21 protein-coding genes and 2 pseudogenes are annotated in these 26,193 nt (G+C 77.7%); 9 read left to right on the forward strand and 14 right to left on the reverse strand.

Features of this window, described 5'->3' with window-relative positions; genetic code table 11:
- Nucleotides 1-33 precede the first annotated feature (33 nt).
- The 6 genes from F1641_RS06620 to mtrA form a co-directional block, all read right to left on the reverse strand.
- Nucleotides 34-774, reverse strand: a complete 741-nt coding sequence (locus tag F1641_RS06620; protein ID WP_309225435.1) for a response regulator transcription factor — start codon at nt 772-774, stop codon at nt 34-36.
- A 230-nt stretch (nt 775-1,004) separates the two neighbouring features.
- Nucleotides 1,005-1,736 (reverse strand): ribosome hibernation-promoting factor, HPF/YfiA family, encoded by a 732-nt coding sequence (gene hpf / locus F1641_RS21060; RefSeq protein ID WP_194903832.1) that lies wholly within the window; start codon nt 1,734-1,736, stop codon nt 1,005-1,007.
- Nucleotides 1,737-2,125: 389 nt separating this feature from the next.
- Entirely contained in the window at nt 2,126-2,944 is an 819-nt protein-coding gene (locus F1641_RS22985; protein WP_219729508.1) for a ComF family protein, read from the reverse strand.
- Nucleotides 2,945-3,094: 150 nt separating this feature from the next.
- On the reverse strand, nt 3,095-4,930 hold the full coding sequence (locus tag F1641_RS06635) for an LpqB family beta-propeller domain-containing protein (RefSeq protein WP_194903834.1): 1,836 nt from the start codon (nt 4,928-4,930) through the stop codon (nt 3,095-3,097).
- Nucleotides 4,923-6,488 carry an MtrAB system histidine kinase MtrB gene (mtrB, locus tag F1641_RS06640; RefSeq protein ID WP_309225436.1) on the reverse strand — a complete coding sequence of 522 codons (1,566 nt, stop codon included), beginning with the start codon at nt 6,486-6,488 and terminating at the stop codon, nt 4,923-4,925. Before mtrB ends, F1641_RS06635 begins: the two co-directional genes overlap by 8 nt.
- A 95-nt stretch (nt 6,489-6,583) precedes the next feature.
- A complete protein-coding gene (gene mtrA, locus F1641_RS06645) occupies nt 6,584-7,261 on the reverse strand; it encodes an MtrAB system response regulator MtrA (RefSeq protein ID WP_194903854.1) in 678 nt (225 codons plus the stop codon).
- Between the two features lie 135 nt (nt 7,262-7,396).
- Between mtrA and F1641_RS06650 the strand changes: the two genes are divergently transcribed.
- From F1641_RS06650 to F1641_RS06670, 5 genes are all read left to right on the forward strand, one after another.
- Entirely contained in the window at nt 7,397-8,515 is a 1,119-nt protein-coding gene (locus tag F1641_RS06650; RefSeq protein WP_194903856.1) for a hypothetical protein, read from the forward strand.
- 37 nt (nt 8,516-8,552) lie between these two features.
- A complete protein-coding gene (locus tag F1641_RS06655) occupies nt 8,553-9,227 on the forward strand; it encodes a DUF4129 domain-containing protein (RefSeq protein WP_194903858.1) in 675 nt (224 codons plus the stop codon).
- A complete protein-coding gene (locus F1641_RS21070) occupies nt 9,224-10,561 on the forward strand; it encodes a DUF4350 domain-containing protein (RefSeq protein WP_194903860.1) in 1,338 nt (445 codons plus the stop codon). The genes F1641_RS06655 and F1641_RS21070 overlap by 4 nt, the downstream gene beginning before the upstream one ends.
- 134 nt (nt 10,562-10,695) lie before the next feature.
- On the forward strand, nt 10,696-11,676 hold the full coding sequence (locus tag F1641_RS22990; protein ID WP_194904902.1) for a MoxR family ATPase: 981 nt from the start codon (nt 10,696-10,698) through the stop codon (nt 11,674-11,676).
- 46 nt (nt 11,677-11,722) lie between these two features.
- Nucleotides 11,723-13,093: a DUF58 domain-containing protein gene (locus tag F1641_RS06670; protein WP_194903861.1), complete on the forward strand. Its 1,371-nt coding sequence runs from the start codon at nt 11,723-11,725 to the stop codon at nt 13,091-13,093.
- A 173-nt stretch (nt 13,094-13,266) separates the two neighbouring features.
- Here F1641_RS06670 and F1641_RS06675 read toward each other — a convergent pair whose 3' ends face one another.
- A complete protein-coding gene (locus F1641_RS06675; protein WP_194903863.1) occupies nt 13,267-14,262 on the reverse strand; it encodes a stage II sporulation protein M in 996 nt (331 codons plus the stop codon).
- Nucleotides 14,263-14,338: 76 nt separating this feature from the next.
- Here F1641_RS06675 and F1641_RS06680 point away from each other — a divergent pair, with 76 nt between their 5' ends.
- Nucleotides 14,339-15,196 (forward strand): RDD family protein, encoded by an 858-nt coding sequence (locus tag F1641_RS06680; protein ID WP_194903865.1) that lies wholly within the window; start codon nt 14,339-14,341, stop codon nt 15,194-15,196.
- Between the two features lie 79 nt (nt 15,197-15,275).
- Here F1641_RS06680 and ahcY read toward each other — a convergent pair whose 3' ends face one another.
- Entirely contained in the window at nt 15,276-16,712 is a 1,437-nt protein-coding gene (ahcY, locus tag F1641_RS06685; protein ID WP_194903867.1) for an adenosylhomocysteinase, read from the reverse strand.
- 276 nt (nt 16,713-16,988) lie between these two features.
- Here ahcY and F1641_RS06690 point away from each other — a divergent pair, with 276 nt between their 5' ends.
- Nucleotides 16,989-18,581, forward strand: a complete 1,593-nt coding sequence (locus tag F1641_RS06690) for a methyl-accepting chemotaxis protein (protein ID WP_206690706.1) — start codon at nt 16,989-16,991, stop codon at nt 18,579-18,581.
- Between the two features lie 42 nt (nt 18,582-18,623).
- Here F1641_RS06690 and F1641_RS06695 read toward each other — a convergent pair whose 3' ends face one another.
- From F1641_RS06695 to F1641_RS06705, 3 genes and pseudogenes are all read right to left on the reverse strand, one after another.
- Complete coding sequence (locus F1641_RS06695; RefSeq protein ID WP_194903870.1) at nt 18,624-19,751, reverse strand: SIS domain-containing protein; 1,128 nt, start codon at nt 19,749-19,751, stop codon at nt 18,624-18,626.
- 93 nt (nt 19,752-19,844) lie between these two features.
- On the reverse strand, nt 19,845-20,051 hold the full coding sequence (locus F1641_RS06700) for a Trm112 family protein (RefSeq protein WP_194903871.1): 207 nt from the start codon (nt 20,049-20,051) through the stop codon (nt 19,845-19,847).
- Nucleotides 20,051-21,519 (reverse strand): annotated as a pseudogene (locus F1641_RS06705) (phosphomannomutase/phosphoglucomutase). Before F1641_RS06705 ends, F1641_RS06700 begins: the two are co-directional and overlap by 1 nt.
- A 191-nt stretch (nt 21,520-21,710) precedes the next feature.
- Between F1641_RS06705 and F1641_RS06710 the strand changes: the two are divergent.
- Nucleotides 21,711-22,028 (forward strand): hypothetical protein, encoded by a 318-nt coding sequence (locus tag F1641_RS06710; RefSeq protein ID WP_194903872.1) that lies wholly within the window; start codon nt 21,711-21,713, stop codon nt 22,026-22,028.
- 38 nt (nt 22,029-22,066) lie between these two features.
- Here the strand turns inward: F1641_RS06710 and F1641_RS06715 are convergent, their stop codons facing one another.
- On the reverse strand, nt 22,067-22,426 hold the full coding sequence (locus F1641_RS06715; protein WP_194903873.1) for a DUF3499 domain-containing protein: 360 nt from the start codon (nt 22,424-22,426) through the stop codon (nt 22,067-22,069).
- 399 nt (nt 22,427-22,825) lie between these two features.
- Between F1641_RS06715 and F1641_RS22995 the strand changes: the two are divergent.
- A pseudogene (locus tag F1641_RS22995) lies at nt 22,826-22,999 on the forward strand (metallopeptidase family protein); the annotation flags it as partial.
- Nucleotides 23,000-23,172: 173 nt separating this feature from the next.
- On the opposite strand, the gene F1641_RS21085 reads toward F1641_RS22995, so the two are convergent.
- Nucleotides 23,173-24,525, reverse strand: coding sequence for a DUF5719 family protein (locus F1641_RS21085; RefSeq protein ID WP_309225438.1), 1,353 nt, complete (start codon nt 24,523-24,525; stop codon nt 23,173-23,175).
- A complete protein-coding gene (locus tag F1641_RS06725) occupies nt 24,501-24,815 on the reverse strand; it encodes a hypothetical protein (RefSeq protein WP_194903875.1) in 315 nt (104 codons plus the stop codon). The genes F1641_RS21085 and F1641_RS06725 overlap by 25 nt, the downstream gene beginning before the upstream one ends.
- Nucleotides 24,816-26,193: the final 1,378 nt, after the last annotated feature.

Genomic DNA, 26,193 nt, shown 5'->3' on the forward strand with positions numbered 1-26,193 from the left:
GGGGTGGGGCGGGCCTCCGGGGGCGCAGCGACCTCAGCCGAGGTCGATCATGCGCTCCTTGACGGCGTACATGACCGCCTCCATGCGCGAGTGCAGCTGCAGCTTCTCGAGGATGTTCCGCACGTGGTTCTTCACGGTGTTCTCGCTGATGAACAGCTCGCCGGCGATCTCGCGGTTGCCCATGCCGCGGGCCACCAGCCCGAGCACCTGCACCTCGCGGTCGGTCAGGCGGGGCACCTGCATCGAGGGCCGGGCCTCGCTGGCGCGCGAGAGGGCCGCGAACTCCGAGAGCAGGGCGCCCGCCATCGTCGGGCTGATCAGCGACTGGCCGCCCATGACCGAGCGCAGGCCGTCGGCGATGTCCTCGCCCGGCACGTCCTTGAGCAGGTACCCGTTGGCGCCGGCGCGGACCGCCTCGAAGAGGTCGGCCTCCTCGTCGCTCATGGTCAGCATGACGATGCGCGTGGCCGGGGCCACCGCCTTGATGGCGGAGCACGCCTCCGTGCCGGAGCGGCGCGGCATGCGCAGGTCCATGAGCACGATGTCGGGCAGCAGCGCCCTGGCCTTCTGGATGGCCTCGAGGCCGTCGCCGGCCTCGCCGACGATGTCGATGTCGTCCTCGCAGCCGAGGACCATCTCCAGCCCGCGCCGGTAGAGGGCGTGGTCGTCGGCCATGAGCACGCGGATCGGGTCACCGACGGTGTAGGAGGGTCGGACGTCGACCGCGGCCGTCACCGCGCCCGTCGCATCGCTGCCCTTGCCTGACCCCGTCACTGATCCCCCGCTCACCACCGCCGCGACCACCGCGGCACCACCGGCCTCCGGGCCAGCTGCGTCACCGGGAGGCCCGGCAGCCATGGTGCCAGCCGGTGCGCCCCGTCCCGGGCGACTCGCCGACATCGGGCCGGAATCCGTGACAGATCCGCGCAGACCGGACCAGAACCGGCGCCCCTCCGGGCCCCGGAGGCGGTGCGGGCCGGTCCGGCTCGCACCGCCCCTCGGGCTCAGCCGACGGAGACCGGCTCCCGCTGCTCGGCGCCGGCGTCGGCGCCGCGGCTGCCCTCACCGGGCTCCTCGCCCTCGCCGGCCAGCCGCAGCACGCCGTAGCTCCAGCCGCGGCGGCGGTAGACGACGCTGGGCCGTCCGCTGGCCTCGTCGACGTACAGGTAGAAGTCGTGGCCCACGAGCTCCATCTGCTCCAGGGCGGCCTCGAGGCTCATCGGGGTCGCCGGGTGCACCTTGTCGCGGATGACCACCGGCGACTCGCCGAGCACCCACTCGCCCTCGCTCGGCGCGGGGTGGACGTGCGCGTCGGCCGCCTCCTCGGGCGCCTCGGGCTCCGGGGCCGCAGCCGGGGGCGGGGCCAGGAGGGCGCCGTCGAGGACCGGCTCGGGTGCGGCGGAGCGCGGGTGGTGGCCGCCGTGACCCACCTTGTGGACCTTCTTGCGGTCGCTCGACCGCCTGAGCCTCTCGAGGACCTTCGTGGTGGCCATGTCCAGCGCCGCGTAGACGTCGGAGGCGCACGCCTCGGCCCGGACCACCGGCCCGGGGCCGCGCAGCGTCAGCTCGATGCGCTCGCAGCGCTCGGCCTGGCGCTTGTTCGCCTCGTGACTGACGGCGACCTCGACGCGCTCGACCTTGGGCGCCAGCTGCTCGACCTTGGACAGCTTGTCGTCCAGGTGGCGGCGGAAGCGGCCGGACACCTCGGTGTGCCGAGCGGTGACCACGATCTCCACGATGTCTCTCCTCCAGTGCTGCAGGGGGACGGTCAGCGGTGGCCGGGCCCGCGGCCCGCCACCGGTCATCAGCACGCCGCGCTCACCGCTGCTGCGGGTCCGCGCACGGCGCTCAGGACGTTGGCGACCACCTCCTCCGGGAGGGGCGGCCCCCGCGGGCGCGGCGCCGCAGCGGTGCGGGCGTCGGCGGAAGGGCTGCCATGGACCGACGTTAGTGGGGTCGCGGGAGCCCGACCACCCCCACCCCCGCGTTTCGGGTGACACGCGGGGGTGGGCGCGCTCCCGCCCCCGGACCGTCGGCGGGTCTCCACGGGGCGTCACGTGATCGCCACGCAGTGCTGACGAACGGTCACGGCACGGTCACGACGCGGTCACGGTGCGGCCACGGGTCACCCGCTGCTCCCCCGCCGCTGCGCCGCCGCCACGGCCGCGGCGCCGAGCACCTCGGCCCCCGCGCCGCGCAGCACCCGCGCGGCCTCCGCCAGCGTGGACCCGGTGGTCACGACGTCGTCGACCACCAGCACCGGAGCACCCACCACCCGGGCGCCCGCCCGACCGGCCACCCCCAGCGACCGGGCCGCGTTGTGGGCGCGCGACGCCGCGTCGAGGCCGACCTGGTCGCGCAGCCCCCGGCCCGCGCTCAGCGCCCCGACGACGAGGACCGGCAGCCCGCGGCGCCGCAGGAGCCCGGCCGCGCCGCGGGCCAGGTCGCCGACCGCGTCGCGGCCTCGCTCGCGCACGGCGGCCCGCCGCGAGGGCACGGGCACCAGCAGCACGGTCCCGGCGTCCCCGACCGCCGCGGAGCCGCCGACCGCCCAGCGGTCGGGGACGAGGGACTCGCCCTGCACCAGCGCCGCCTGCACGGCCTCCGCGAGCGCGGGCACCAGCCACCGGTCGAGGTCGGCCCGGCCGCGGTCCTTCCAGGCGACGAGCCCGGTGCGGACCGGCCCCTCGTAGGCCGCGGTGGCCCACACCGCGGGCGCCCCCGGCGCCGTGGTCCCGGCGAGCGCGGCGCGGGAGCCCGCGCGCTCGCGCAGGGGCCGTGCGCACGCGCGGCACAGGGCGCGGTCGGGAGCACCGCAGGCGGCGCAGGACACCGGCCACAGGGCAGCCGCCAGGGCCGCCAGGCCGTTCCGCAGCGCCGGGGGCGGACCGGGCGCCGTCGTCGACGGCGCCGAGAGGGGTCCGGACCGCGACGTCGTGCTCACCGGAGCAGCGTGGTCGCACGGGCCGTCGCGCACCGGCGCGCCGTCCCCGCCTGTGGACGGACCTGTGGACGGACCTGTGGACGGACGCGAGGACGGAGGGGCGGAGAAGCGGACGGGCGGCCGGCGGAGGGAGGCGCTGGCGGGTGCCCGTCAGCCCGGGTAGGAGGGGTCCTGGGCGACGAGCCCGGCGAGCGCCAGCCAGCGCGAGCCCTCCCGCGACCAGATGCGGCCGTCGGCGCCGCCGACGAGCAGCGACTGGCGCCCGGTGCCGGTGGCGCCCGCGAGCCGCACCGCCCCGGCACCGGGCTCGGGCCCGCCGAGGTCGGTGGCCCTGCCGCCGTCGATCTGCCAGACCGCTGGCGCGCCGGCCTGGGCGGCGGCGCGGGTGGCCTCGGTGGCCGAGGCCGCCTGGGCGCAGCCGGGGACGACCGCGCCGAGCACCGCGATGCTCGTCGACCCCAGCCACACCGCGCCCTGCGCCGCGGCCAGCCAGGGCGTGGGCGGGGTGGCGTCGGTGGTGAGGGCCTGCGGGGTGCCGCTGCCGGAGCGGCTGACCGCGGCGACGTCGACGCGGACGGCGTCGGGCTGGCCGGCGGCGCCGGTGGAGGTCACCAGCAGGCGGGCGCCGTCGGCGGCAGCGCGCACGCCCACGACCCGCCGGCCGGCCAGCCACGCCGCGGGCACCGCGACGAGCTCGCCCTGCGGGCCCACCGCGGTGACGGTCCCGGCGCTGCTCGCGGGCGTCGTCCACGCCCAGCCGAGGGGGTCCAGCGAGGGCGGGACCAGCTCGTCGCCGACCGGCACCGCGGCCGCGGGCTCGCCGCCGTCGCCCAGCACGAGCCGCTGCACGTGGGTGCGGCCGGCGACGAGCACCACGAGCTGGTCACCCAGCACGGCGGGGTCCTGGGGGTCGGGCAGGGCCGGCAGGCCCTCGACGGGGACCAGCTGGCCGCCGGCGAGGCGCTGCACCGCGCCGTCGGCGACGACGACCGGGAGCCCGTCGCCGCCACCGGCGTCCAGGGTCGCCGAGCCGGCGCTGGGCAGCTCGCCGCCGTCGAGGGTGACCTGCACCTGGGTGGCGCTCGACCCGAGGGTGCCGAGCGTCGCGACCACCTGGCGCTGGAGCTCCTTCAGCTGCGAGGTGCGCTCGCGCTGCAGGGAGGCGGGGAGGTCGACGGTGGCGGTGCCGGCGCTGACCACGACGCTGCCGGTGGGCAGCTCGGTGCCGCTGGGGGCGCCGCTGCTGACCGCGGGCGCCAGCCACGCGGGGGGCCCCTCCAGCACCTGCTCCACGAGGGTGGTCGCCGCGGCGGTGCGGTCGAGCAGCCACCGCGGGTCGGGCACGAGCGCGTCCGAGCTGCGCGAGGTGAAGGCCACCGCGCGGAGGCTGAAGACCCGGCCGAAGCGGCTCTCGTCGAGCAGGAGCAGGTCGGGGGCGTCGCTGATGCGCCACTGGCCGCCCTCGCCCACGAGGGTCAGGACGACGTCGACGCGCTCGCCGACGGGAGCGGAGCGGTAGCGGCCGGTCGGGTCGACCTCCGCCAGCACCGGCGCTCCCACCCGCACGGGCACGCTGGCGCCGTCGGGCACGCCCGTGGCCTGCGCGGCGTCGTCGCCGGCGGCGGGCTGGCCGGTGGCCTCGCCGACCTGCAGCTCGAGGGTGGCCACGGGGTGCACCGCCGTGCGGGCGGTCGGCCGCCAGCTGGAGCGCCGCGCCGAGGAGAGGAACTCGCGCGCGGCCTCGAAGTCGTCGTCGACGCCGATGCCCGCGAGCAGGAAGCCCAGGACCAGCTCCGCGGGACTGGCGCCGGGGACGGGGCCCGGGGGCTGCACCCGGTAGCCCCGCTCGTCCTCGGCCTCCACCGCGCCGCCGGTCCGCACGGGACCTGTGCCCGGGATGTGCGCGCAGCCGGTGACCGCGCCGCCCAGCACGCCCGCGAGGGCGAGCAGCACGGACCGGCGCCCCGGCGACCGGCCCTCAGCCACCGGGCACCGCCGTGATCTGCAGCAGCGGCCGCAGGGGCAGCGGCGAGACGAGGCTGTCGGCGCTGAGCTCCGCGTCGGCGCTGCGGGGCAGCACCAGCAGGAACGTGGCGCCCGCGCCGCGCCGGCCGAAGACCTCCAGGCGCCCGCGGTGCAGCAGCGCGTCCTCGCGGGAGATCGCCAGGCCCAGGCCGGTGCCCCCGGTGGTGCGGGCCCGGGCCGGGTCGGCGCGCCAGAACCTGTCGAAGACGCGGGCGGCGTCGGCGGGGGTGAGCCCGATGCCGTGGTCGCGGACGCGGACCGCGACGGCGGTGTCGTCGGCGGCGACGTCGACCTCGACCGGGCGGCCCTCCCCGTGCTCGACGGCGTTGGTGACCAGGTTGCGCAGCACCCGCTCCACGCGGCGGCGGTCGACCTCGGCGGTGCAGTCGCCGAGGGCCTGGGCGCGCAGCGACGAGCCGCGGCGCTCGGCCAGGGGCAGCGCCGCCTCGACGGCGCGCTGGGCGAGGGCGCCGACGTCGACCCGCTCCAGGTCGAGGGCCGCGGCGCCGGCGTCGTACCGGCTGATCTCGAGCAGGTCGGCGAGGAGGTCCTCGAACCTGTCGAGCTGGGTGTAGAGCAGCTCCGCGGACCGCGAGACCGCCGGGTCGAACCCGCCGCGGGCGTCGTGGAGCACCTCGCCGGCCATGCGGATGGTGGTGAGCGGGGTGCGCAGCTCGTGGGAGACGTCGGAGACGAAGCGCTGCTGCAGGGTGCCCAGCTGCTCGAGCTCGGTGATCTGGCGCTGGAGGCTCTCGGCCATGGCGTTGAAGGACGTCGCGAGCCGGGCGAGGTCGTCCTCGCCCCGGACCACCATCCGCTCGGTGAGCTGTCCGCCGCCCATCCGGCCGGCGACGGCGGCGGCCACCCGCACCGGCTCGACCACCTGCCCGGTGACGACGGCGGTGACCACCCCGACGAGGAGCACCAGCACCGCCGCGCCCACCAGCAGGGTGCGCTGCACGGCGTCGAGCGTGGCCTGCTCGCGTGACAGGTCGAAGAGGAAGTACAGCTCGTAGTCACCGGCGATGGGGACCCTGACCATCGACCCGACCGCGAGCCAGGGCTCCTCGCGACCGCCGACGTCGACGGTGATCGGCTGGTACTGCTGCGTGCCGGGGTGGTCGCGGACCTCCGTGCGCAGCTCGTCGGGGACGCTGCGCGGGCCGGTGCCGGTGGTGAAGACCGACCCGATGGAGTTCTCGGTCTCCGCACCCGGGGGCTGCAGGAGCAGCACGCTGCGGTTCAGGTCCAGGCCGACGCCCTCGAGCTGCCCCAGGAGCGTCGGCGTCTGGTCCTGGACGTCCTGCGCGTTCGCGGCGTCGAACTGCGAGAAGCGCTCCTGCGCGTCCTGCGCGCCCTGCAGCGCCTGCTGCAGGGCCTGGTCGCGGCGGCTCTCGAAGAGCTGCTGGCTGATCTGCCCGGCGAGGTAGGTGCCCGCCAGGGCCACGGCCACCAGCGTGAGCAGGGTGGTGGTGGTGACCACGCGCAGCTGCAGCGACCGCCGCCACCGCCGGCGCACGGCGCGCGCCGGGGCCAGGAGGTCGTGGACCCTCTGGCGGGCCGGCGACGGGACCGGCTCCCGGCCGGCCCCCTCGGCCGCAGGGGTGGTGCTGGTCAGGCCGGCCCGGCCTTGTACCCGACGCCGCGCACCGTGAGCACCACCTCGGGGTGCTCCGGGTCGGCCTCGACCTTGGACCGCAGGCGCTGGACGTGGACGTTGACCAGCCGGGTGTCGGCGGCGTGCCGGTAGCCCCAGACCTGCTCCAGGAGCACCTCGCGGCTGAAGACCTGCCAGGGGCGCCGCGCCAGCGCCAGGAGCAGGTCGAACTCCAGCGGGGTCAGCGACACGGGCTCGCCGTCGCGGTGCACCGCGTGGCCGGCGACGTCGATGGTGACCGGCCCCACCCGCAGCACCTCGGGCTCGGGGGCGTCGTTGCGGCGCAGCCGCGCCCGCACCCGCGCCACCAGCTCCTTCGGCTTGAAGGGCTTCGGCACGTAGTCGTCAGCGCCCGCCTCCAGGCCCGCGACCACGTCGAGGCTGTCGGTGCGCGCGGTCAGCATGACGATCGGCACGCCCGACTCGGCGCGGATCCGCTTGCACACCTCGATCCCGTCGATGCCCGGGAGCATGAGGTCGAGCAGCACGACGTCGGGCCGGGTCTCGCGGAACGCCGTCACGGCGCCGCTGCCCGTCGCGCAGAAGCTCACCTCGAGCCCCTCCGCACCGAGCACGATGCCGATCATCTCCGCCAGGGCGGTGTCGTCATCGACGACGAGGACGCGTCCCTTCACCCCCACAGTCTGCCTGCTCCCGCCGACAGCGCCCGCAGGCCGTGGACCGGACGGGTCGGCGAGCGGCGGGGCGGCAGCGGCTGACGGCCCCGGGTGCCACGATGGACGCCGGCGACGAGCACGGAGGTCACGAGGATGAGCGAGCACCCGGGCTGGACGGCCCCCGGCTCCCCCGGCGGGCAGCCGCCCGAGCCGGCGCAGGGGCCGCAGCCTCCGGCGCCCGCCCAGAGCGGGTGGGGGCAGGCCCCGCACCCCGGCGGCGGCTCCTGGGCGGCCCGGGCCCCGCGCCCAGGGATCATCCCGCTGCGCCCGCTGTCCCTCGGGGAGCTGTGGGACGGCGCCTTCCGCGCCGTGCGCACCAACCCCGGGCCGCTCCTCGGCACCGCGGCCGTCGTCGTCGTCATCACCACCGTCATCAGCTCGCTGGTGCAGGTGGTCGCGCTCGACGGCTTCGAGGCGTCCCTCACCGAGCTCGAGAGCGACCCCACCGCCACCCCCGACCAGGTCTTCGGCAGCCTCAGCGCCGGGCTCCCGGGGCTGCTGGGCGGGTCGCTGCTCAGCGCCGTGCTCACCCTGGTGGCCGTCGCCGCGCTGACGGGCGTGGTCACGACGTCGGTGTCGACGGCGGTGCTCGGGCGCCGCACGCCCGGGCGCGAGCTGTGGGCCAAGGTCCGCGGGCGCCTGGGCCCGCTGGTGGGCGTCTCGCTGCTCGCCTCCCTCATCCCCTCCCTCGCGGCCTTCCTGCTCTTCGTCCCGGGCGCCGCGTTGCTGGTCGGCGGGGCGGTGAACGGCTCGGACGGCGCGCTGGTCGGCGGCGGCGCCCTGCTGCTGCTCGGCGCCCTGGCCGCCGTGGTGGTCGGCCTGTTCCTCACCGTGCGCCTCTTCATGGCCCCCGCCGTGCTCGTGCTGGAGGGACAGGGGGTGGGCGCGTCCCTCAAGCGGGCCTGGGCCCTGTCCAGGCGCGGCTTCTGGCGGCTGCTCGGCATCTACCTGCTCACGGCCCTCTGCATCGGCATCGTCGCGGCCGTCGTCGCCACGCCGTTCTCCTTCGCGGGCGGAGCGATCGGGGTCGCCGTCGGGGTCGACTCCCCGATGTACCTCCCGGTCACCCTCGTGCTCTCCGGGATCGGCACGGTGCTCGCCTCCACGGTGCTCTACCCGCTGCAGGCCGCGGTGGTGGCGCTCCAGTACGTCGACCAGCGGATGCGCCTGGAGGGCCTCGACGTCGACCTCGCCCGCGCCGCCGCCCGGTGACGCGCGCAGCGAGGCGCGCAGTGACGGCGCCCCCCGGGTGACGCTCCTGACGAACGGGCTGACGAGCGCGGTGCTCGCGGGCGCGCCCCTGCAGCCGAGCGCCGAGGAGGCCCGCCGGGCCGCCCAGCGCGAGCTGTCGCAGCAGGTCTACCGCCAGGCCGAGCCGGGTCTCCTGCAGCGCCTGGTCGACGCCCTCCTCGACGCCCTCGGCCGCGTGCAGGGGCCCTCCGGGGGCGGTGTGCTGCAGGTGGTGGTCGTGGTCCTGGTCGTGGTGGCCGTGCTCGTGGTGGCCCTCGTCCTCGTCCGGCGCACCGGGCGCGCCGCGGGCCGCGCCGCCGCGGCGGGCACGGCCTCGCTCACCGGTCCCGCCTCCGCCGACCAGCTGCGCGCCGCCGCTCGCCGGGCCGCCCAGGAGGGGCGCCACGACGACGCCGCGCTCGACGGGTTCCGGGCGCTGGTGCGCTCCCTGCAGGACCGCGACCTCGTCCCCTCGACACCCGGCCTGACCGCCTCGGAGGCGGCCCGCGCGGCGTCGGCGGAGCTCCCGGGGCTGGCCGACCGGTTCGGGGCGGCGGCGCGCCTGTTCGACGGCGTCCTCTACGGAGACCGCCGCGCCACCGCCGACGACGCCGCGGGGGTGGCCGCCCTGGACGCCGACGCCGCGGCCACCCGCCCCGCAGCCAGCGCCGGCACCCCGGCGGGCCGCGCGTGAGCCCGCCGACTACCGCTCCGCCCGAGGCCCCGCACGAGGACACCGGCACCGGCTCCGCGGACGCGGTCGCGCCGGGCCGGCCCCGCGCTCCCGGCGGGCGGGTCCGCCAGCGGCTCCTGGTGGGGCTGCTCGTGGTGCTGCTGGTCGGGATCCCGGCGGTCGCGGCGCTGCTCGGCCTGCGCTCCAGCGGGCGCGACCTCGACCCCGACAACCCCGCCCCCGCGGGCGCCCGGGCCCTGGCGCAGCTGCTCGACGCGAGCGGGGTCCCGGTGGAGCGGGTCTCCCGGGCCGCCGCGGCGCAGGACGCGCTCGAGGGACCGGGCAGCGCCACGCTCGTGGTCACCGACCCGCGGCTCCTCGACCCGGCGCTGCTCTCCGGGCTCACCGCGGCCGCGGCCGACGTCGTCCTGCTCGGGGCGGACGAGACCTCCCTGGAGGCCACGGGCGTCGACCTCGCGCTCCGGACCCCCGGGGGCGAGCCGCTCCTGGCGGCCGCGACGCCCGTCGCGTCGGGCGACGACGACGGCGAGGGCGGTGGGGACGGCGGGCGCGACGACGGCGTGGTGCCCGCGGGCTGCGACGACCCCGACGCCGTCGCCGCCGGCGAGGCCACCGGCGGTGACGGGCCGCTGGCCCCCGCCGGCGACGGCGCGCAGGTCTGCTTCGACGGCACCTACGGCGTCGGCACGGCCCCCTCGGGCGCCGGGGTGCGGGTGCTCGCCACCCCCGAGCTCGCCTCCAACGAGCTGCTCGACACCGCGGGCAACGCCGCGCTGGCGCTCCGGGCCGCGGGCCAGCAGCCCCGGGTGGTCTGGCTGGTCGCCTCACCGCTCGACGTCGCTCCCGAGGCGGCGCCCTCACCGCTGGAGCTGCTGCCGGGCTGGGTCGCCCCGGTCGGCCTGCAGCTCGCGGTGCTCGCCGCCGCCGTCGTGCTCTGGCGCTCCCGGCGCTTCGGGGCGCTGGTCGTCGAGCCGCTGCCCGTGGTGGTCCGCTCGGTCGAGACGGCGCGGGGCCGGGCGGCGCTGTACCGGGCCTCGCGCGACCGGGCCTCCGCGGCCCGCGCGCTGCGGGCCGCGGTCCGCTGGAGGCTGCAGGCGAGGCTGGGGCTGCCGCCCGGCACGGACGTGCGCGTGCTTTCGGCGGGAGCGGCCCACGCGGCGGGGTCGGGGAGCGACCGGCGCTGGTCGCCCACGGCCGTCGAGCACCTGCTGGCCGGACCGGCACCGACCGACGACGCCGCGCTGGCCGCGCTCCTGCGCGACCTGGACGCCTTCGAGGCCGCCCTGGCGAGCGGGGCCGCCACCACGACCACGACCACCGAGGAGCACCCGTGAGCCACGAGCAGCCCGAGCACCCCCAGCCGGCGGAGCAGCCCGGGACCGCCGAGCAGCCCACCGAGCAGCCCCTCGAGCAGCCCCTCGAGCAGCCCCTCGAGCAGCCCCTCGAGCAGCCCCTCGAGCGGTCCGCCGTGCGCCGCGAGCGCGGTGACCGCGCCGCCGACGAGCGCGCCCGGGAGGCCCTCGGGGCGGTCCGGGCCGAGGTGGGCAAGGCCGTGGTCGGGCAGGAGGGCGTGGTCACGGGCCTCGTCGTCGCCCTGCTCTGCGGCGGCCACGTGCTGCTGGAGGGCGTGCCCGGCACGGCGAAGACGCTGCTGGTGCGCGCGCTGTCGGCGTCGCTGTCCATGGGCAGCAAGCGGGTCCAGTTCACCCCCGACCTCATGCCCGGTGACGTCACCGGCTCGCTCGTCTACGACTCCCGCGCCGGCGAGTTCGCCTTCCGCCCCGGCCCGGTGTTCACGCAGCTGCTGCTGGCCGACGAGGTCAACCGCACCCCGCCGAAGACGCAGGCGTCGCTGCTGGAGGCGATGGAGGAGCGGCAGGTCACCGTCGACGGCACCGCCCACCCGCTGCCGGTGCCCTTCCTCGTGGCGGCCACGCAGAACCCCGTGGAGCAGGAGGGCACCTACCCGCTGCCGGAGGCCCAGCTCGACAGGTTCCTGCTGAAGCTCGTGGTGCCGCTGCCCCCGCGCGACGTGGAGGTGGAGGTGCTGGCCCGCCACGCCGCGGGCTTCGACCCCCGCGACCTCGACGCCGCCGGGGTGCGGGCGGTCGCCGGTCCGGACGACCTGGCCGCCGCCCGCGCGGCCGTCGCCCGGGTGCACGTGGCCCGGGAGGTGCTGGAGTACGTCGTCGACGTGGCCCGGGCCACGCGCTCCGCGCCGTCGCTGCGGCTGGGCGCCTCCCCGCGAGGGGCCACCGCGCTGCTCGCCGCGGCCCGGGCGTGGGCGTGGCTCGCCGGGCGCGACTACGTGGTCCCCGACGACGTGAAGGCGTTCAGCCTGCCGGTGCTGCGCCACCGCGTGCAGCTGCGACCCGAGGCCGAGCTCGACGGCGCCAGCGTCGACGCCGTGCTGGAGAGCGTGCTCGCCGGCGTGCCGGTGCCGCGCTGATGACGCCGGTGCTGCCCCGCGCGGTCGGCCCGCTAGCGGGAGCGCCGTGGCGCTGACCGGGCGGTGGGTGCTGCTGGTCGCGCTCGGCGTCGTGCCCGCGGCGCTCGCGCCGGCGGTGGGGCCCTGGTGGTCGGGCGTCGTGGCCTGGGCCGTGGTCGTGGTGGTCGCCACCGCCGCGGACGTCGCCCTCGCCGGCTCGCCGCGCTCGCTGGAGGTGCGGCGCGAGGAGCTGCCGCCGGTGCGGCTCGGGGAGCCGGTGGAGGCGCCGCTCGTCGTCCTGAGCACCGCCGCCCGGGGGCGCCGGGTGCGCGGCTGGCTGCGCGACGCCTGGGGACCGTCGGCGGGGGTCACCTCGCCCCCCGGCGGCCGCCACCGGCTCGACGTGCCCGCCGGGGAGCGGCGGCGCCTGGTCACGCACCTGCGCCCGGTGCGCCGGGGAGACCGCCCCGTGGCCGCCGTCGTCGTCAGGTCGGTCGGGCCGCTGGGGCTGGCCGCGCGGCAGCGGACGCTGCCCGCCCCCGGGCGGGTGCGGGTGCTGCCGCCGTTCACCTCCCGCCGGCACCTGCCGGCGGCCCTGGAGCGCCTGCGGACCCTCGACGGCTCGGCCAGCGTGCAGGTCCGCGGGCAGGGCACCGAGTTCGACAGCCTGCGCGAGTGGGTCGACGGCGACGACGCCCGCTCCCTCGACTGGCGCGCCACCGCGCGGCGGGGCACCCCCGTGGTCCGCACCTGGCGGCCCGAGCGCGACCGCCGCGTGCTGGTGGTGCTCGACACCTCGCGCACGTCGGCCGCCCGCACCGGTGACGCACCCCGCCTGGACGCCGCGATGGACGCCGCGCTGCTGCTCGCCGCGCTGGCCGGGGCCGCGGGCGACCGGGTCGACCTGCTGGCCGTGGACCGGGAGGTGCGGGCCTCCGTGGTCGGGCAGCGGCCCCCGGCGCTGCTGCCCGCCCTGGTGCAGGCGATGGCTCCGCTGGAGCCCGCGCTGGTGGAGGCCGACTGGCCGGCGGTGGTCGCGCAGGTGCGCCGGCGCATGCCGCACCGCGGGCTCCTGGTGCTGCTGACGCCGCTCGAGGCCGCCGCGGCGGAGGCGTCGCTGCTGCCGGTGCTCAGCACCCTCACCGCGAAGCACGCCGTGCTGGTGGGCTCGGTGGCGGACCCGGCGCTCGACGCGCTGGCCGAGGAGCGCCCCAGCACCCAGGGGGCTGGGCGTCGCGGTCGGGCCGCTCGCGCCACCGGACCCGACGCCACCGACGCGTACACCGCGGCGGCGGGCGAGCGCACCCGCCTGGAGCGGGCAGCGCTGACGGCGCTGGTGCGCCAGGCCGGGGCTGCGGTGGTCGACGCCGGCCCCGAGCAGCTGCCGCCGAGGCTGGCTGACGCCTACCTCGCGCTCAAGGCCGCCGGCCGCCTCTAGCCCTCCCGCGCTGGACCGCAACCAGGCGCTCGGCTGCGGTCCAAGCACCCCCCGAACCGCAACCAGGCGCTCGACTGCGGTTCAAGCACCCCCCCGAAGCGCAACCAGGCGCTCGACTGCGGTCCAGGCACCCCCCGGAACCGCAACCAGGCGCTCGGTTGCGAGAAGGGCGGTCAGCCGGCGACGGGCTGGACGTCCTCGCGCTGCTCCTCGCGCACGTCGCCGGTCTCCCCCGCGCGGACCGCCCGGCGGCCCAGCACCCCGCCGTAGGCGAGGAACGCCCCCAGCGCGAGGGCGCCGATGGTGATCCGGAGCCAGGTGGACAGGCCGCTGGGGGTCACGAACCCCTCGACGACGCCGCTCAGGGCGAGCACCACCACCAGGCCGAGCGCCACCGTGACGAGCGCGCGGCCCTCCTCGGCGAGGGCCCGCGACCGGGGGCGCGGACCGGGGGCCACCCAGGCCCAGAACAGCTTCTGCCCGGCGCCGGCGGCGACGAAGACGCTGGTCAGCTCTAGGAGCCCGTGCGGGAGGATCAGCCCGAAGAACAGCGGGCCCTCGCCGTAGCTGATCATCAGACCGGCGGCCTGGCCGATGCCCACCGCGTTCTGGAACAGCACGAACGGCACCCACACCCCGCTGACGCCGAAGGCGACGCACTGCGCGGCGATCCAGGCGTTGTTGGTCCACACCCGGGCGGAGAACGCCGCGGCCGGGTCGGCGGAGTAGTAGCCCTCGAAGTCGGACTCGACGTACTGCCGCAGGTCCTCGGGGGTGCCGAGCGAGGCGAGGACGGCGGGGTCGCGCACGATCCACAGCGCCGTCGCGGCGCCGAGGACCAGCGTGAAGGCGGCGGCGCCCGCCGTCCACCAGCGGATGCGCCACAGCGCCGCCGGGAAGGAGACGACGACGAACCGGACCAGGTCGCGCCAGGCGGGCTCCTTGGCGCCGGCCAGGCGGGTGCGGGCCCGCGCCACCAGGCGCGACAGGTGCGCCACCACCACCGGGTCTCCCGTGGCCGAGCGCACCTGCGACAGGTGCGTCGCGGCGCGCTGGTAGAGCAGCACGAGGCGGTCGGCCTGGTCGCCGGTCAGGTGCTTGCGGCGCAGCAGCGCCTCCAGCTCGTCCCACTCGTCGGAGTGCACGGCCGCGAAGGCCTCGGCGTCCACGGGGCGAGGCTAGCCGCCGCGGCGCTCCCCCACGTCGTGCCGCGTCCCGCGGCACCCGGCGTGGGAGCCTGGCGCGATGAGCCAGCCGGCCGGCGCCGCCGCGCACCAGCAGCCCGACGAGCTGCTCCTCGACCTGCCCCCGGCGCTGGTCACCGGCGAGGCCGTGGAGCTGGAGCTGCGCCCCGCCTCGGTGCTGACGCGGGGGCTGGCGCTCGCGCTCGACGCCGTCGTCCAGCTGGCGGTGCTGGTCGGGGGGCTGTTCCTCTACGTCATCGCGACCGACGGCGCCGACGAGGCGACGCTGGCCGCCTCCGCCCTGGCGCTGTCGGTGCTGGCGCTGGTGGTGCTGCCGTTCACCTGGGAGACCCTCAGCCGGGGGCGCTCGCCCGGCAAGGCCGCAGCCGGCCTGCGGGTGGTCCGCGACGACGGCGGCCCGGTGCGGGCCCGCCAGGCGCTCGTGCGGGTGCTGGCCACCGTGGGCGAGGTCTGGCTCACCGGCGGCTCGGTCGCCGCCATCGCGTGCCTCGCCTCCGCGCGCGGCAAGCGCGTGGGCGACCACCTGGCGGGCACCGTCGTGGTGCGCGAGCGCGTGCCCCGCTCGCAGCTGGCACCGCTGGAGGCCCCGCCCGAGCTGGCGGCGTGGGTCCGCAGCGCCGACGTCGGCGTGCTGCCCGACCAGCTGGCCGTGGCCGCCCGCACGGCGCTGTCGCGCGCCGCCAGCCTCCACCCGGCCTCCCGCGAGCAGCTGCTGGGCTCGCTGGCCTCGGAGGTCGCCCAGCACGTCTCTCCCCCGCCGCCGGCGGGCACGCCCCCGGAGCGGCTGCTCGCCGCCGTGCTGGCTGAGCGCCGCGACCGCGACCGCGTGAGGGCCCGGGCCGCCCGGGAGCGGCGCGACGCCCTGCACGAGCGGTCGCGCAGGCTCACCGGCCTGTGACGGCGGCGAGCCCCGTCCTCGCGGGAGGACGGGGCTCGCCGGGGCTCAGCCGGTCGGCGCTGTCAGGGCTGTCAGCGGATCAGTACTTGTAGTGGTCCGGCTTGTACGGCCCGGCCACGTCGACGCCGAGGTACTCGGCCTGCGTCTTGGTGAGCTCGGTGAGCTTGGCGCCGAGGGCGTCCAGGTGCAGGCGGGCGACCTCCTCGTCCAGGTGCTTGGGGAGCAGGTAGACGCCGGTCGGGTACTCGTCGGGCTTCGTGTACAGCTCGATCTGCGCGATCGTCTGGTCGGAGAACGAGTTCGACATCACGAAGCTCGGGTGACCGGTGGCGTTGCCCAGGTTCAGCAGGCGCCCCTCGGACAGGATGATGATCGAGTGGCCGTCGGCGAAGGTCCACTCGTGCACCTGCGGCTTGATCTCGGTGCGCTGCACGCCCGGGATGCGGGCCAGGCCGGCCATGTCGATCTCGTTGTCGAAGTGGCCGATGTTGCCGACGATCGCCTTGTCGCGCAGCCCCTCGAGGTGCGCGGCGGTGATGACGTCCTTGCAGCCCGTGGTGGTGATGACGATGTGGGCCTCGTCGAGCACGTCCTCCAGGCGCACCACCTGGTAGCCGTCCATCGCGGCCTGCAGGGCGCAGATCGGGTCGACCTCGGTGACGAGCACGCGGGCGCCCTGGCCGCGCAGCGACTCCGCGGAGCCCTTGCCGACGTCGCCGTAGCCGCAGACCACGGCGGTCTTGCCGCCGATGAGCACGTCGGTGGCGCGGTTGAGGCCGTCGATGAGCGAGTGGCGGCAGCCGTAGGTGTTGTCGAACTTGCTCTTGGTGACGGCGTCGTTCACGTTCATCGCCGGGAAGAGCAGGGTGCCGGCGCGCTGCATCTCGTACAGGCGGTGCACGCCCGTCGTCGTCTCCTCGGTGACGCCCTTGATGCCCGGGGCCATGCGCGTGAAGCGCTGGCCGTCCTCGGCCACCGAGCGGCGCAGCGCCTCGAGGATGACGCGGTACTCCTCGGAGTCGTCCTCCGTCGCGGAGGGGACGGCGCCGGCGGCCTCGAACTCCACGCCCTTGTGCACGAGGAGGGTGGCGTCACCGCCGTCGTCGAGGATCATGTTCGGGCCGTCGGTGCCCGGCCAGCGGAAGATCTGGTCGGTGCACTCCCAGTACTCCTCCAGCGTCTCGCCCTTCCAGGCGAAGACCGGCACGCCCTGCGGGTCGGCGGGGGTGCCGTCGACGCCGACGACGACGGCGGCGGCCGCGGCGTCGTCGGTGGAGAAGATGTTGCAGCTGGCCCAGCGGACCTCGGCGCCGATCGCCACGAGGGTCTCGATGAGCACGGCGGTCTGCACCGTCATGTGGATGGACCCGGCGATGCGGGCGCCCGCCAGGGGCTGCGTGGCGGCGTAGCGCTCGCGCAGCGCCATCAGGCCGGGCATCTCGTGCTCGGCCAGGCGGATCTGGTGGCGGCCGGACTCGGCCAGGGACAGGTCGCGGACCTTGTGGTCGACGGTCACGTCTGAGTTCTCCAGAGGGTGGGACGACGCCGCTGCCGCGCGTGGTGCGCGGGTGTGCGGCCTGGTCTGCCGGCGCGGCCCCTCTGGGCCTCGGTCAGCACCGACGCCGAGCGGTACCACTGTACGGGGACGACCAACCCCGGGCGGTGATCACGCATTCCCCGCCGCTCCTCGCGCACGGGGCTCCGCCCGGGGCTCAAGCGCGCTCCCCGGATGCCGATGCCTGGAGCACCGGTGCAGAGGCGCGCCGGCGCGCCACCAGCTGAGGAGCCCGCCGTGGCCGAGACCCACCGCCGTCCGTTCGCCGACCGCTCCCTGGGGGTGAAGCTCGGCACGTCGCTGGCGGTGCTCGCCCTCGTCAGCACGGGGCTGACCGTCCTGGCCGTCCAGCGCATCGGGTCCCTGGACCGCCAGCAGGAGCGCCTGTACGCGGACGTCGTCGTCCCGATGAGCGAGCTGAACGACCTGCAGCGCTCCTACCAGGGCGACCGCGCCCGGTACGCCTCCTACGCCTCGCTGGACGCCGCCGCCCGCGCGGACCTGGCGACCGAGCTGGCCGAGCGCAAGCAGAAGATCGACGAGCAGCTCGCGGCCTACGAGGCCGCCGCCTCCACCCCCGAGGGCTACGCGACGCTCGTGAGCGACCTCACCACCTACTACTCCGTGGCCACCGAGCAGCTGGTGCCCGCGGCCGACGCCGGTGACGCCGCGGAGGTCTCCGCCGTCATCACCGGGCCCCTGCAGGACGCCGTGGACGCCGTCATGGACCAGGTGCAGACCGAGGCCGACGCGAACCGCGAGGAGGCGGCGGTTCTCAACGCCGCCGGCGGCGAGGCCGCGGCGCGCTCGGTGCTGCTGCTGTGGGCCGCCCTCGGGCTGGGGGTCGCCCTCGCCGGAGCGCTCGCGCTGCTCGTGGTGCGGCGCCTGCTGCGCGCGCTGCGCGCCCTGGGCGAGTCCGCCGACGCCCTGGCCGGCGGCGACCTGACCGCCGTCCCCGCCGTCCTGGAGCACGACGAGGTGGGCCGCGTGGCCGCGTCGCTGTCCACCGCCCTGGCCTCGCTGCGGTCGACGATGTCCGCCGTGGCGGGCTCGGCCGGCTCGGTGGCCGCGGCGTCGTCGCAGGTGGCCGGCGCCACCGCGCAGATCTCCGCGTCGGCGGAGCGCACGACCACCAGCTCCGGCACGGTCTCGGCGACCGCGCAGGAGGTCTCCGCCAGCGTGCAGACCGTCGCCGCCGGCGCGGAGGAGATGGGCTCGGCGATCCGCGAGATCGCCAGGTCGACCTCCGAGGCGACGCGCGTGGCCGCCGACGCGGTGGCCGCCGCGGCCGCCGCCAACAGCACCGTGACGCAGCTGGGCGCCTCCAGCCGCGAGATCGGCGACGTCGTGAAGGTGATCACCTCGATCGCCGAGCAGACCAACCTGCTGGCCCTGAACGCCACCATCGAGGCCGCCCGCGCCGGCGAGCTGGGCAAGGGCTTCGCCGTCGTCGCCGGCGAGGTCAAGGAGCTGGCGCGGGAGACCGCCCGGGCCACCGAGGACATCGCCCGCCGCGTGGAGACCATCCAGCAGGACTCGACCGGAGCCGCCGCGGCCCTCGGCCAGATCTCCGAGGTCATCGGCCAGATCTCCAACTACCAGACCACGATCGCCTCGGCGGTCGAGGAGCAGGCGGCCACCACCCAGGAGATGTCGCGGTCGGTGCTGGAGGCCGCCGGGGGCGCCGAGCAGATCGCCGGCGGCATCGGCGGCGTCGAGGCCGCGGCGGCCTCGACCTCGACGGCGGTCGCCGAGGTCGAGGGGGCCGTCGGAGCGCTCGCCGGCATGGCCGCCGACCTGCGCTCGAAGGTCGCGACCTTCCGCTTCTGACGTCCTGCGCGGCGCCGTCGGCCGGTGCGGCGCCGCCCGGGGCTACCGGGTGGCGTCGCGCAGGTCGGCGACGTGCGGGCTGGAGCCCGGGTCCGTGCCGGAGCCCAGGGCCAGGTAGGTCGCGGCGAAGTCGGTCCGGGCGATGAGCAGGCCGAGGCGCTGCAGCGGCGACTCCTCCTCCACCGACACCTGCGAGACCCGCACGCCGGCGCGCTCGGCGATCTGCACCACCGCCGAGCTGGCCTGCGCCTCGTGCTCGCGCAGCACGACGAGCCGGAGCTTGGCGCCGCTGGGACCGTCGAGGAACGGGTCGGCGAACACGTCGTCGACCGTCGTGGCGAAGGGCCCGCCGAAGGTGGCGACGACGTCGCCGGCGTCGTCGGGCAGCGTGCCCGCCAGCGCCGGGACCCGCGCCGAGCGGGCGAGGACCGTCGCGAAGCGGCGCGCGGCGACGGCGGAGACCGGGCCGTCGCCGAGGACCACCGGCACCGCGCCGTCGAGCTCGACGGCGAGGGCCTTGGCCGGGTTGACGAAGGTCTCCGACGACGGGCGGCTCTCGCGCGCCTCTTCGTCGAGGGCGTCGGCGAGCGCGGCGAGCTCGGAGGGCCCCGCGGTGAGCAGGCCGAGCCTGTCGAAGGCCAGCAGCACCGGCGTGAGCAGCGACCACAGCGCGGTGCGCGTGGTGGGGACGGCGACGGCGTCGCGACCCGGTGACGGCGTGGTGACGTGCAGCCCGCGCACCTGTTGGCTCACGCGCGCCAGCGAGGAGCCCTCGCGGGAGACCGTCAGCACGCGCGCGCCGCGGCGCCCCGCCTCGGCGACCACGGGGATCGCCGGGCTGTGCGATCCCGACAGCGACACCGAGACCACCATGTCGAGCGGCCCGACCCAGCCGGGCAGCACGTCACCGGTGCGCGCGATCACGGGCACCGGCGAGGCCGCTCCCGCGAGGGCGGTGACGGCGTCGGCCACGACCTCCGACCCGCCGCGGGCGGCCACGAGGACGGCGCGGGGCCGGTCGGAGGGGTCCAGGCGCGACACGCCGGACTCCTGGGCGGCGCCGACCGCCCGACGCACCTGGGCGCCGGCGCCGGCGAGGGCGCGCAGCACGCCCAGGGGGTCGCCGGCCTCGAGGCCGGCCGGGTCGTCGAGCAGGGCTTCGTCGATCACCGCACCAGTCTCCCCCGGGGAGGGTGGCGGACGCCCATGATCACGGTCGAAAGGTGCTCAGGACGTCCGCTGGCACCACGGTCGAGCGGTGGGTCAGCGCAGGGGGACGGCGTCGTCGGCGAGGAGCACCGGCACGCCGTCGATGACCGGGTAGGCCACGCGGTGGCCCGCATCGGTGCAGGCCAGGCCCGCCACCTCCTCGGCCAGGGGGACGTCGCGCAGCTCGGCCCCGTCGACGGGGCAGCGCAGCAGCTCGCGCAGCCACGGCTCGCGCCACGGCTCGTTCGCGGCGGTGGCCATCAGGCAGCCCCGCCGCGGACCTGGGCGAGCACCTCGTCGCGGATGCGCTCCATGGTCGCCGTGTCGGCGCCCTCGGCGTTCAGGCGCAGCAGCGGCTCGGTGTTGGAGGGGCGCAGGTTGAACCACCAGGCGGGCTGCTCGCCCTCCGGGGAGCTCACCGTGAGGCCGTCCATGGTGTCGACGACGCCACCGCGGGCCTCCCAGCGCTCGCGGACGGCTGCCGTCGTCCCGGCGACGTCGGTCACCGTCGAGTTGATCTCGCCGCTGGCGGAGTAGGGGTCGAACTCCGAGACCAGCTCGGACAGCGGGCCGTCCTGCTCCCCAGCGCGGCGAGGACGTGCATCGCGGCGAGCATGCCGGTGTCGGCGCCCCAGAAGTCCTTGAAGTAGAAGTGCGCGGAGTGCTCGCCGCCGAAGACGGCGCCGGTGCGGGCCATCTCCGCCTTGATGAACGAGTGGCCCACGCGGGTGCGCACCGGGGTGCCGCCGGCGGCGCTGACCTGCTCGGGCACGGCCCGCGAGGTGATGAGGTTGTGCAGGATCGTCGCGCCGGGCGTCTTCGCCAGCTCGCGCAGCGCCACCATCGCGGTCACCGCGGAGGGGCTGACCGGGTCGCCCTTCTCGTCCACCACGAAGACGCGGTCGGCGTCGCCGTCGAAGGCGAGGCCGATGTCGCCGCCGTGCTCGACCACGGCCTTCTGCAGGTCGACCAGGTTCGCCGGCTCCAGCGGGTTCGCCTCGTGGTTCGGGAAGGTGCCGTCGAGCTCGAAGTACATCGGGACGACCTCGAGCGGCAGCTCGGGCAGCCCCGCCTCCGTGCCGAGGACGGCGGGCGCGGTGAGCCCGGCCATGCCGTTGCCGGCGTCGACGACGACCTTCAGCGGGCGCGAGCCGCCCAGCGGCACCAGGGTGCGCAGGTGGGCGGCGTACTCGCCGAGCAGGTCGCGGTCGGAGCGGGTGCCGGTGCGGGGGGCGAGCGGGACACCCCCGCCGTCGGCGCCCCCCTGAGCAGCGGTGTCCAGGAACTGCTGGGCGAGCGAGCGGACCTCGTCGAGGCCGGTGCCGGTGCCGACCGGCTTGGCGCCGGCGAAGCACATCTTGATGCCGTTGTAGGCGGCCGGGTTGTGGCTCGCGGTGAACATCGCGCCCGGCGCGCCCAGGTGGCCGGAGGCGAAGTAGAGGCCGTCGGTGGAGCACAGGCCGATGACGAGCACGTCGCCGCCGCGGTCGGTCACGCCGCGGGCGAACGCGTCGACCAGGGTCGGGCTGGTGGGCCGCATGTCGTGCCCGATGACGAGGGTGCCGCCGTCCTGCCCCGCCCTGCCGGCGACGCCGAGGACGTCGGCGGCGGCCGCGCCCAGGGCGTGCGCGACGGTCTCGTCGAGCTGCTGGGGGGCCAGGCCCCGCACGTCGTAGGCCTTGACGATGGTCGCCAGGTCGATCGGGGTGCCGTTCGGGGAGTCAGCCACGCCGTGGAGCGTAGCCAGGGGCGCTCGCCGTCCGCCCCCGTCCGCCGGACGAGGGGGCCGGGCGGGCGACCGGAGAGTCCTCAGGCCGCGCCCCGTTGCGCCGATGGGATGAGTGCTGGAGGCCGGGCGAGCGCCCGGGCCCCGGCAGCAGGAGCGCCTCCGGCGCTCCGCCCGTCGCACCGAGGAGGACCGTGGCCCCGTCCGCCCCCACCCTGTCGACCGGTCTGTCGACCACCGCGTCGACCGACCTCACCACCACCGAGGCGGCTCCGCGCCGCCGTCGCCGCGCCGCCGCGGCCGCGCCGCCTCTCGGCTCGCTGCTGCAGACCGGCGCCCAGCGCCCCACCTGCCCCGCGTGCGGCGGTGACCAGCTGACCGTGCTGTCGATGGTGCTCACCGACGGCACCGCCGTCCGCTTCAGCTCGTGCCGGGGCTGCGAGCACCGCCGCTGGGACTCCGAGGACGAGGTCCTCTCGATCACCCAGGTGCTGGAGCGCACCCGCGCCTGACCACCGGGCCGCTCGGGCCGGTCAGCGGGACGGGCGGGTCAGTCGCGCAGCACCCGCAGGTGCGAGCGGCGCCCGCCGCTGCCCGCCGCGACCGGCTCCCGCGCCGGGACCGCCACGGGCTCGGGCGCCGGGCGTGCCGCCTCGCGGACCGCGTCGGCCAGGGCGAGCAGGTCGTCGTGGGTCTGCCGGTGCTCGTACGACTCCGGCTGCAGCCGCACGACCTCCCAGCCCCGGGGCACCGTGAGGCGCCCGGCGTGGGCCGCGCAGAGGTCGTAGCAGTGGGGCTCGGCCGCCTGGGCCAGCGGGCCCAGCACCGCCGTGGAGTCGGCGTACACGTACGTCAGCGTGGCGATGGCCGGGGTACCGCACGCTGTCCTGCTGCACCGTCGCATCGCCATGGAGCGACGGTACTCCTGCACCTCCCGCAACACCCGCATTCGCCACGACTCGCCGTGTTCGCGTCGCCCCGCACCCGGGCGCGTCGCCGGGCCGGGCACCCGGCCCGCCCCGCCGCACCAGCCCTCCGCCAGCCCTCCGCCAGCCCTCCGCCAGCCCTCCGCCAGCCCTGCCGCACCTCTCCCGCGGACCTGCCGGCGCTCCCCCCGATGGCGCGGCCGTAGCCTTCCCGGGTGCCCAGCGCCCGCGGTCTGAGACGCCGCCGCCGCGACCGCCACGGCCGCGGGCTGCGCGGCCCGCTGATGCCACCGGAGCTGCCCGGCACCCGCACCCGCGCGGAGCGCTTCGACGACGTCGTGCTCGACGCCGTCGAGCGGCTGGAGCGCCGCTGGGCCGAGCAGATGGCCGCCGTGGAGTTCGCCGTCGAGGACGTCCCCCCGGGCGACTCGGCCACCTGGGAGCGCCCCGAGGTGGCCCTCGGCCGCTTCTTCCCGGCCACGCGCACCCAGCGGCCGCGGGTGGTGCTGTACCGCCGCCCCCTGGAGACGCGCGGCGCCGACGAGGCCGACCTGGCCTCGCTGGTGCACGAGGTCGTGGTCGAGCAGGTCGCCGCGGCGCTGGGCATGACCCCGAGCAGGTCGACCCCCGCTACCGCTCCGGCGACGACGACGGCTGAGCCGCCGCCCGACCCACCGGCGCTGCAACGTCGCCGGGGCTCAGGGGCTCAGGGGCTCAGGGGCTCAGGGGCTCAGGGGCCGGTGACGGCCACCGCGACGGTGCTCGGCGCTGCGGACCCGGGGCTGACCGCCGTCGTGCTGACCAGGTCTCCCCCGCCGCCCGCGGCGGCGCGCGAGGAGAGCGCGGCCACCACGTGGCCGTCCTGCCCGGCCACCGGGGTCAGCAGCAGGGCCACGGGGCTGCCCGAGCCGCCGGCGGACCGGACCAGGTCGTCGACGTCGGCGGCGGTGGTCGTCGAGGCGGGCAGCTCCACCCGCCGCGCCTGACCGGTCCTCCCGTCGGCGCCGACGATGGCGACGTCGACGGCGGCGGCCTCCCGCGAGGTGAGCACCAGGCGCGCGTCCGGTGCGCCCGACGACCCCGGGGCGGCGGGCGGCAGGGCCACCAGCGCGCGCCCGCGCAGCGGCTCGGCCGCCGGGGCCCAGGCGAGGTCGCCCGGGGTGCCGGAGCCCGGGGCGCTGTCGGTGCGGACCGCTGCCAGCACCGGCCCGTCGGCCTCGACCGCGAGGGCGACGCCACCGGCCGGCAGCGCCGGCAGCTCGACGTCGACGGCGGAGCCCGCCGGCACCGCCGTCGCCGGCACGGCCCCGGAGGGCACCGCCGAGCCGGAGGTGCCGACCACGGAGAAGCGGGCCACCACGGGCTCCGCCCCCGGGTTCGCCACGCGCAGCACCGCGGGCGCGGAGCCGGCGGTGACGACGCCGGGCACGAGCAGCGAGGTGGCGGGGGCCGCGGCGGGGCCGACGACCTCGGTGCCACCGGGCACCAGCCCGCGCAGCACGCCCTCGACCAGCCAGGCCGAGACCGGGCCCGCCGACGAGCGGACCTGCACGGCGAGCGGGCCACCACCCGGTCCGGTGGTGCCGGCGTCCTGCGCCGCGATCCCCTCGAGCACGCCCTCCAGCAGCACCGACCGCTGCTCGCCGGGGCCGAGGGAGAGGCCCTGCAGGGCGTCGGGCTGCTGGGGCCCGCTGGCGGTCAGGACCGTCACGTCGACCGTGGTGGGGGTGCTCCCGGCGTCGGCGAGGACCAGCCGGGTGGAGCGGCCGACGCCCGTCGACCCTCCCACCAGCCACGTCTGCTCCGCGGGAGCGGCGCACGCCGGGGTCGACAGCCCGCGCAGGTCGCCCGAGCCCGTCAGCGAGGTGGTCGTGCCCGCCAGGACGGGCGCACCGCCGTCGACGGGCCCGGCGGCCAGCGCGGTGCCGGTGCCCGCCGCGGTCGCGGTGCCCGCGGGGCGCACGCGGAGCAGGTCGCCCAGGGCCTCGCCCGGGGTGGCCGCGGGCGCGGCGGCGGGCTGGCCGCCGGCCGCCGGGCGCTCGGCCAGCGCCGTGGCGCTCAGCGACGCGCCGCCGCCGGCCACGAGCAGGCCCGAGGTCGCGCTCGCCGTGGTGGGGGCGCCGCGCCGCGCCGTCCCCCGGTCGTGCCGGTCGTGCCGGCGGTACCGGTGGCGGCGACCGGGGCGACCGGCGCCCCGGGGCAGACCAGGGCGGCGCCGGCGGCGGGCACGGGGACGTCGACGGCGGCCGCCGCCGTCCCGAGCGGCCCTCCGAGCGGCTGGGGGGCGAGCACGCCGACCGCCAGCCCACCGGCCACCAGGAGCGCGGCGCCGGTGGCGCTCAGCGCGGCCGCGGCGCCGCCCGCCCGGCTCACGGGACCCTCCGGCCGCGCACCGGGACCGGGACGGCGAGCAGGGCGGTCAGCAGCAGCACCGCGGCCTGGAGCACGTCCCACACGTCCGCGGGGGCGGCGTCGCGGGTGACCACGAGGTGCCCGCCCTCGGCAGGGACCTCCACGCCGAGGGCCCATCCGTCGACCGTGACCACCGGCAGCGGGCGGCCGTCGAGGGACGCCGTCCAGCCGCGGTCGGAGCGCACGGCGACGACGGCGGTGCGGGTCCCCTCGCCGGGGTCGCCCGGGGCGGAGCTCGCGGGGACGACGGCGTCGACGTCGTCCCCGGCGGAGGGCAGGGCGGCCAGGACCGCGCCGTCGGCCGCGAGCAGCCGCGCGCGGGAGGGGCGGTCGGGGGCGTCGTCACCTCCGCCGCTGGCGGGGAGCACGCGGTAGAGCACGCCGGCGCCCGTGCTGCCGGCGCGGGTGAGGCCGGGCACGGCGTCCAGGCGCGCCGCGCCGGGCTCGGGCTGGGACGACGGGTCGGACCCCTCCAGCAGCACGTACCCGACGCCGAGGGCGGCGAGGTCCGCGCGCGGGTCGCCGGTGCCCGCCACCAGCAGCGCGGTCGCCGAGCGCACGGCGGCGTCGGCCGATGCGGCGGTGCTGGCCGCCTGCGCCCCGGCGCCGCCGGCCGCGGCGACCTGGGCCGCGACGGAGGTGCTGGCGAGGGTGAGCGGACCGCGGCGCACGGTGGCCGTGGCAGCCGTCACGGGGTCGTCGGTGAGGGCCAGGTGCAGGGTGGCGACGGCGTCCGGGGAGCGCGCGGCGTCACGGGCGACGGCGGGGTCCGCGGCCGCCGCGGGGCGCACGCCGACGGGTCCGCCGCCGGTCTGCTGCAGCGCCCACACCGAGACCAGCGCGAGCGGTGCCACCACCACCGCGGCTGCGGCCAGGGCCACCACCCGGGTGGCTCCGCGCCGCGGGTGGCGTGCGCGGGACGCCTCCCCGGGGGCGTCGTCGTCGGCGCGACCGAGCCCGTGGGGCCCGGGGCCGTGGGGCCCGGGCACGTGGGGGTCGTCGTCGAGCTCGTCGTCGACGTCGCGGGGGGCCGCGCGCAGCACGCGGGGTGCCCGCGCGAGCGCGGCCGCGGTGAGGCCGGCGAGCACCAGGCTCGTGCCCGCGCCGGGCCAGCCGCCCGCTGCGGCGGCCGCCGCAGCGGCCAGGAGGCCCAGGCCCGCGGTCCACCACGCCACCCGTGCCAGCCGGCCGCGGGGACCGCGCGCCGCGGCGCCGAGCAGCGCGAGCACCAGGAGCATCGCTCCCGGTGCGAGGACGAGCGCGGAGGTCCAGCTCGGCAGCGCCGCCACCGGGCCGAGGGAGCTCAGCACGGAGCCCGGGTCGCCGAGCAGCAGGCGCA

Source organism: Quadrisphaera sp. INWT6, from assembly GCF_015390235.1.
Lineage (GTDB): Bacteria > Actinomycetota > Actinomycetes > Actinomycetales > Quadrisphaeraceae > Quadrisphaera.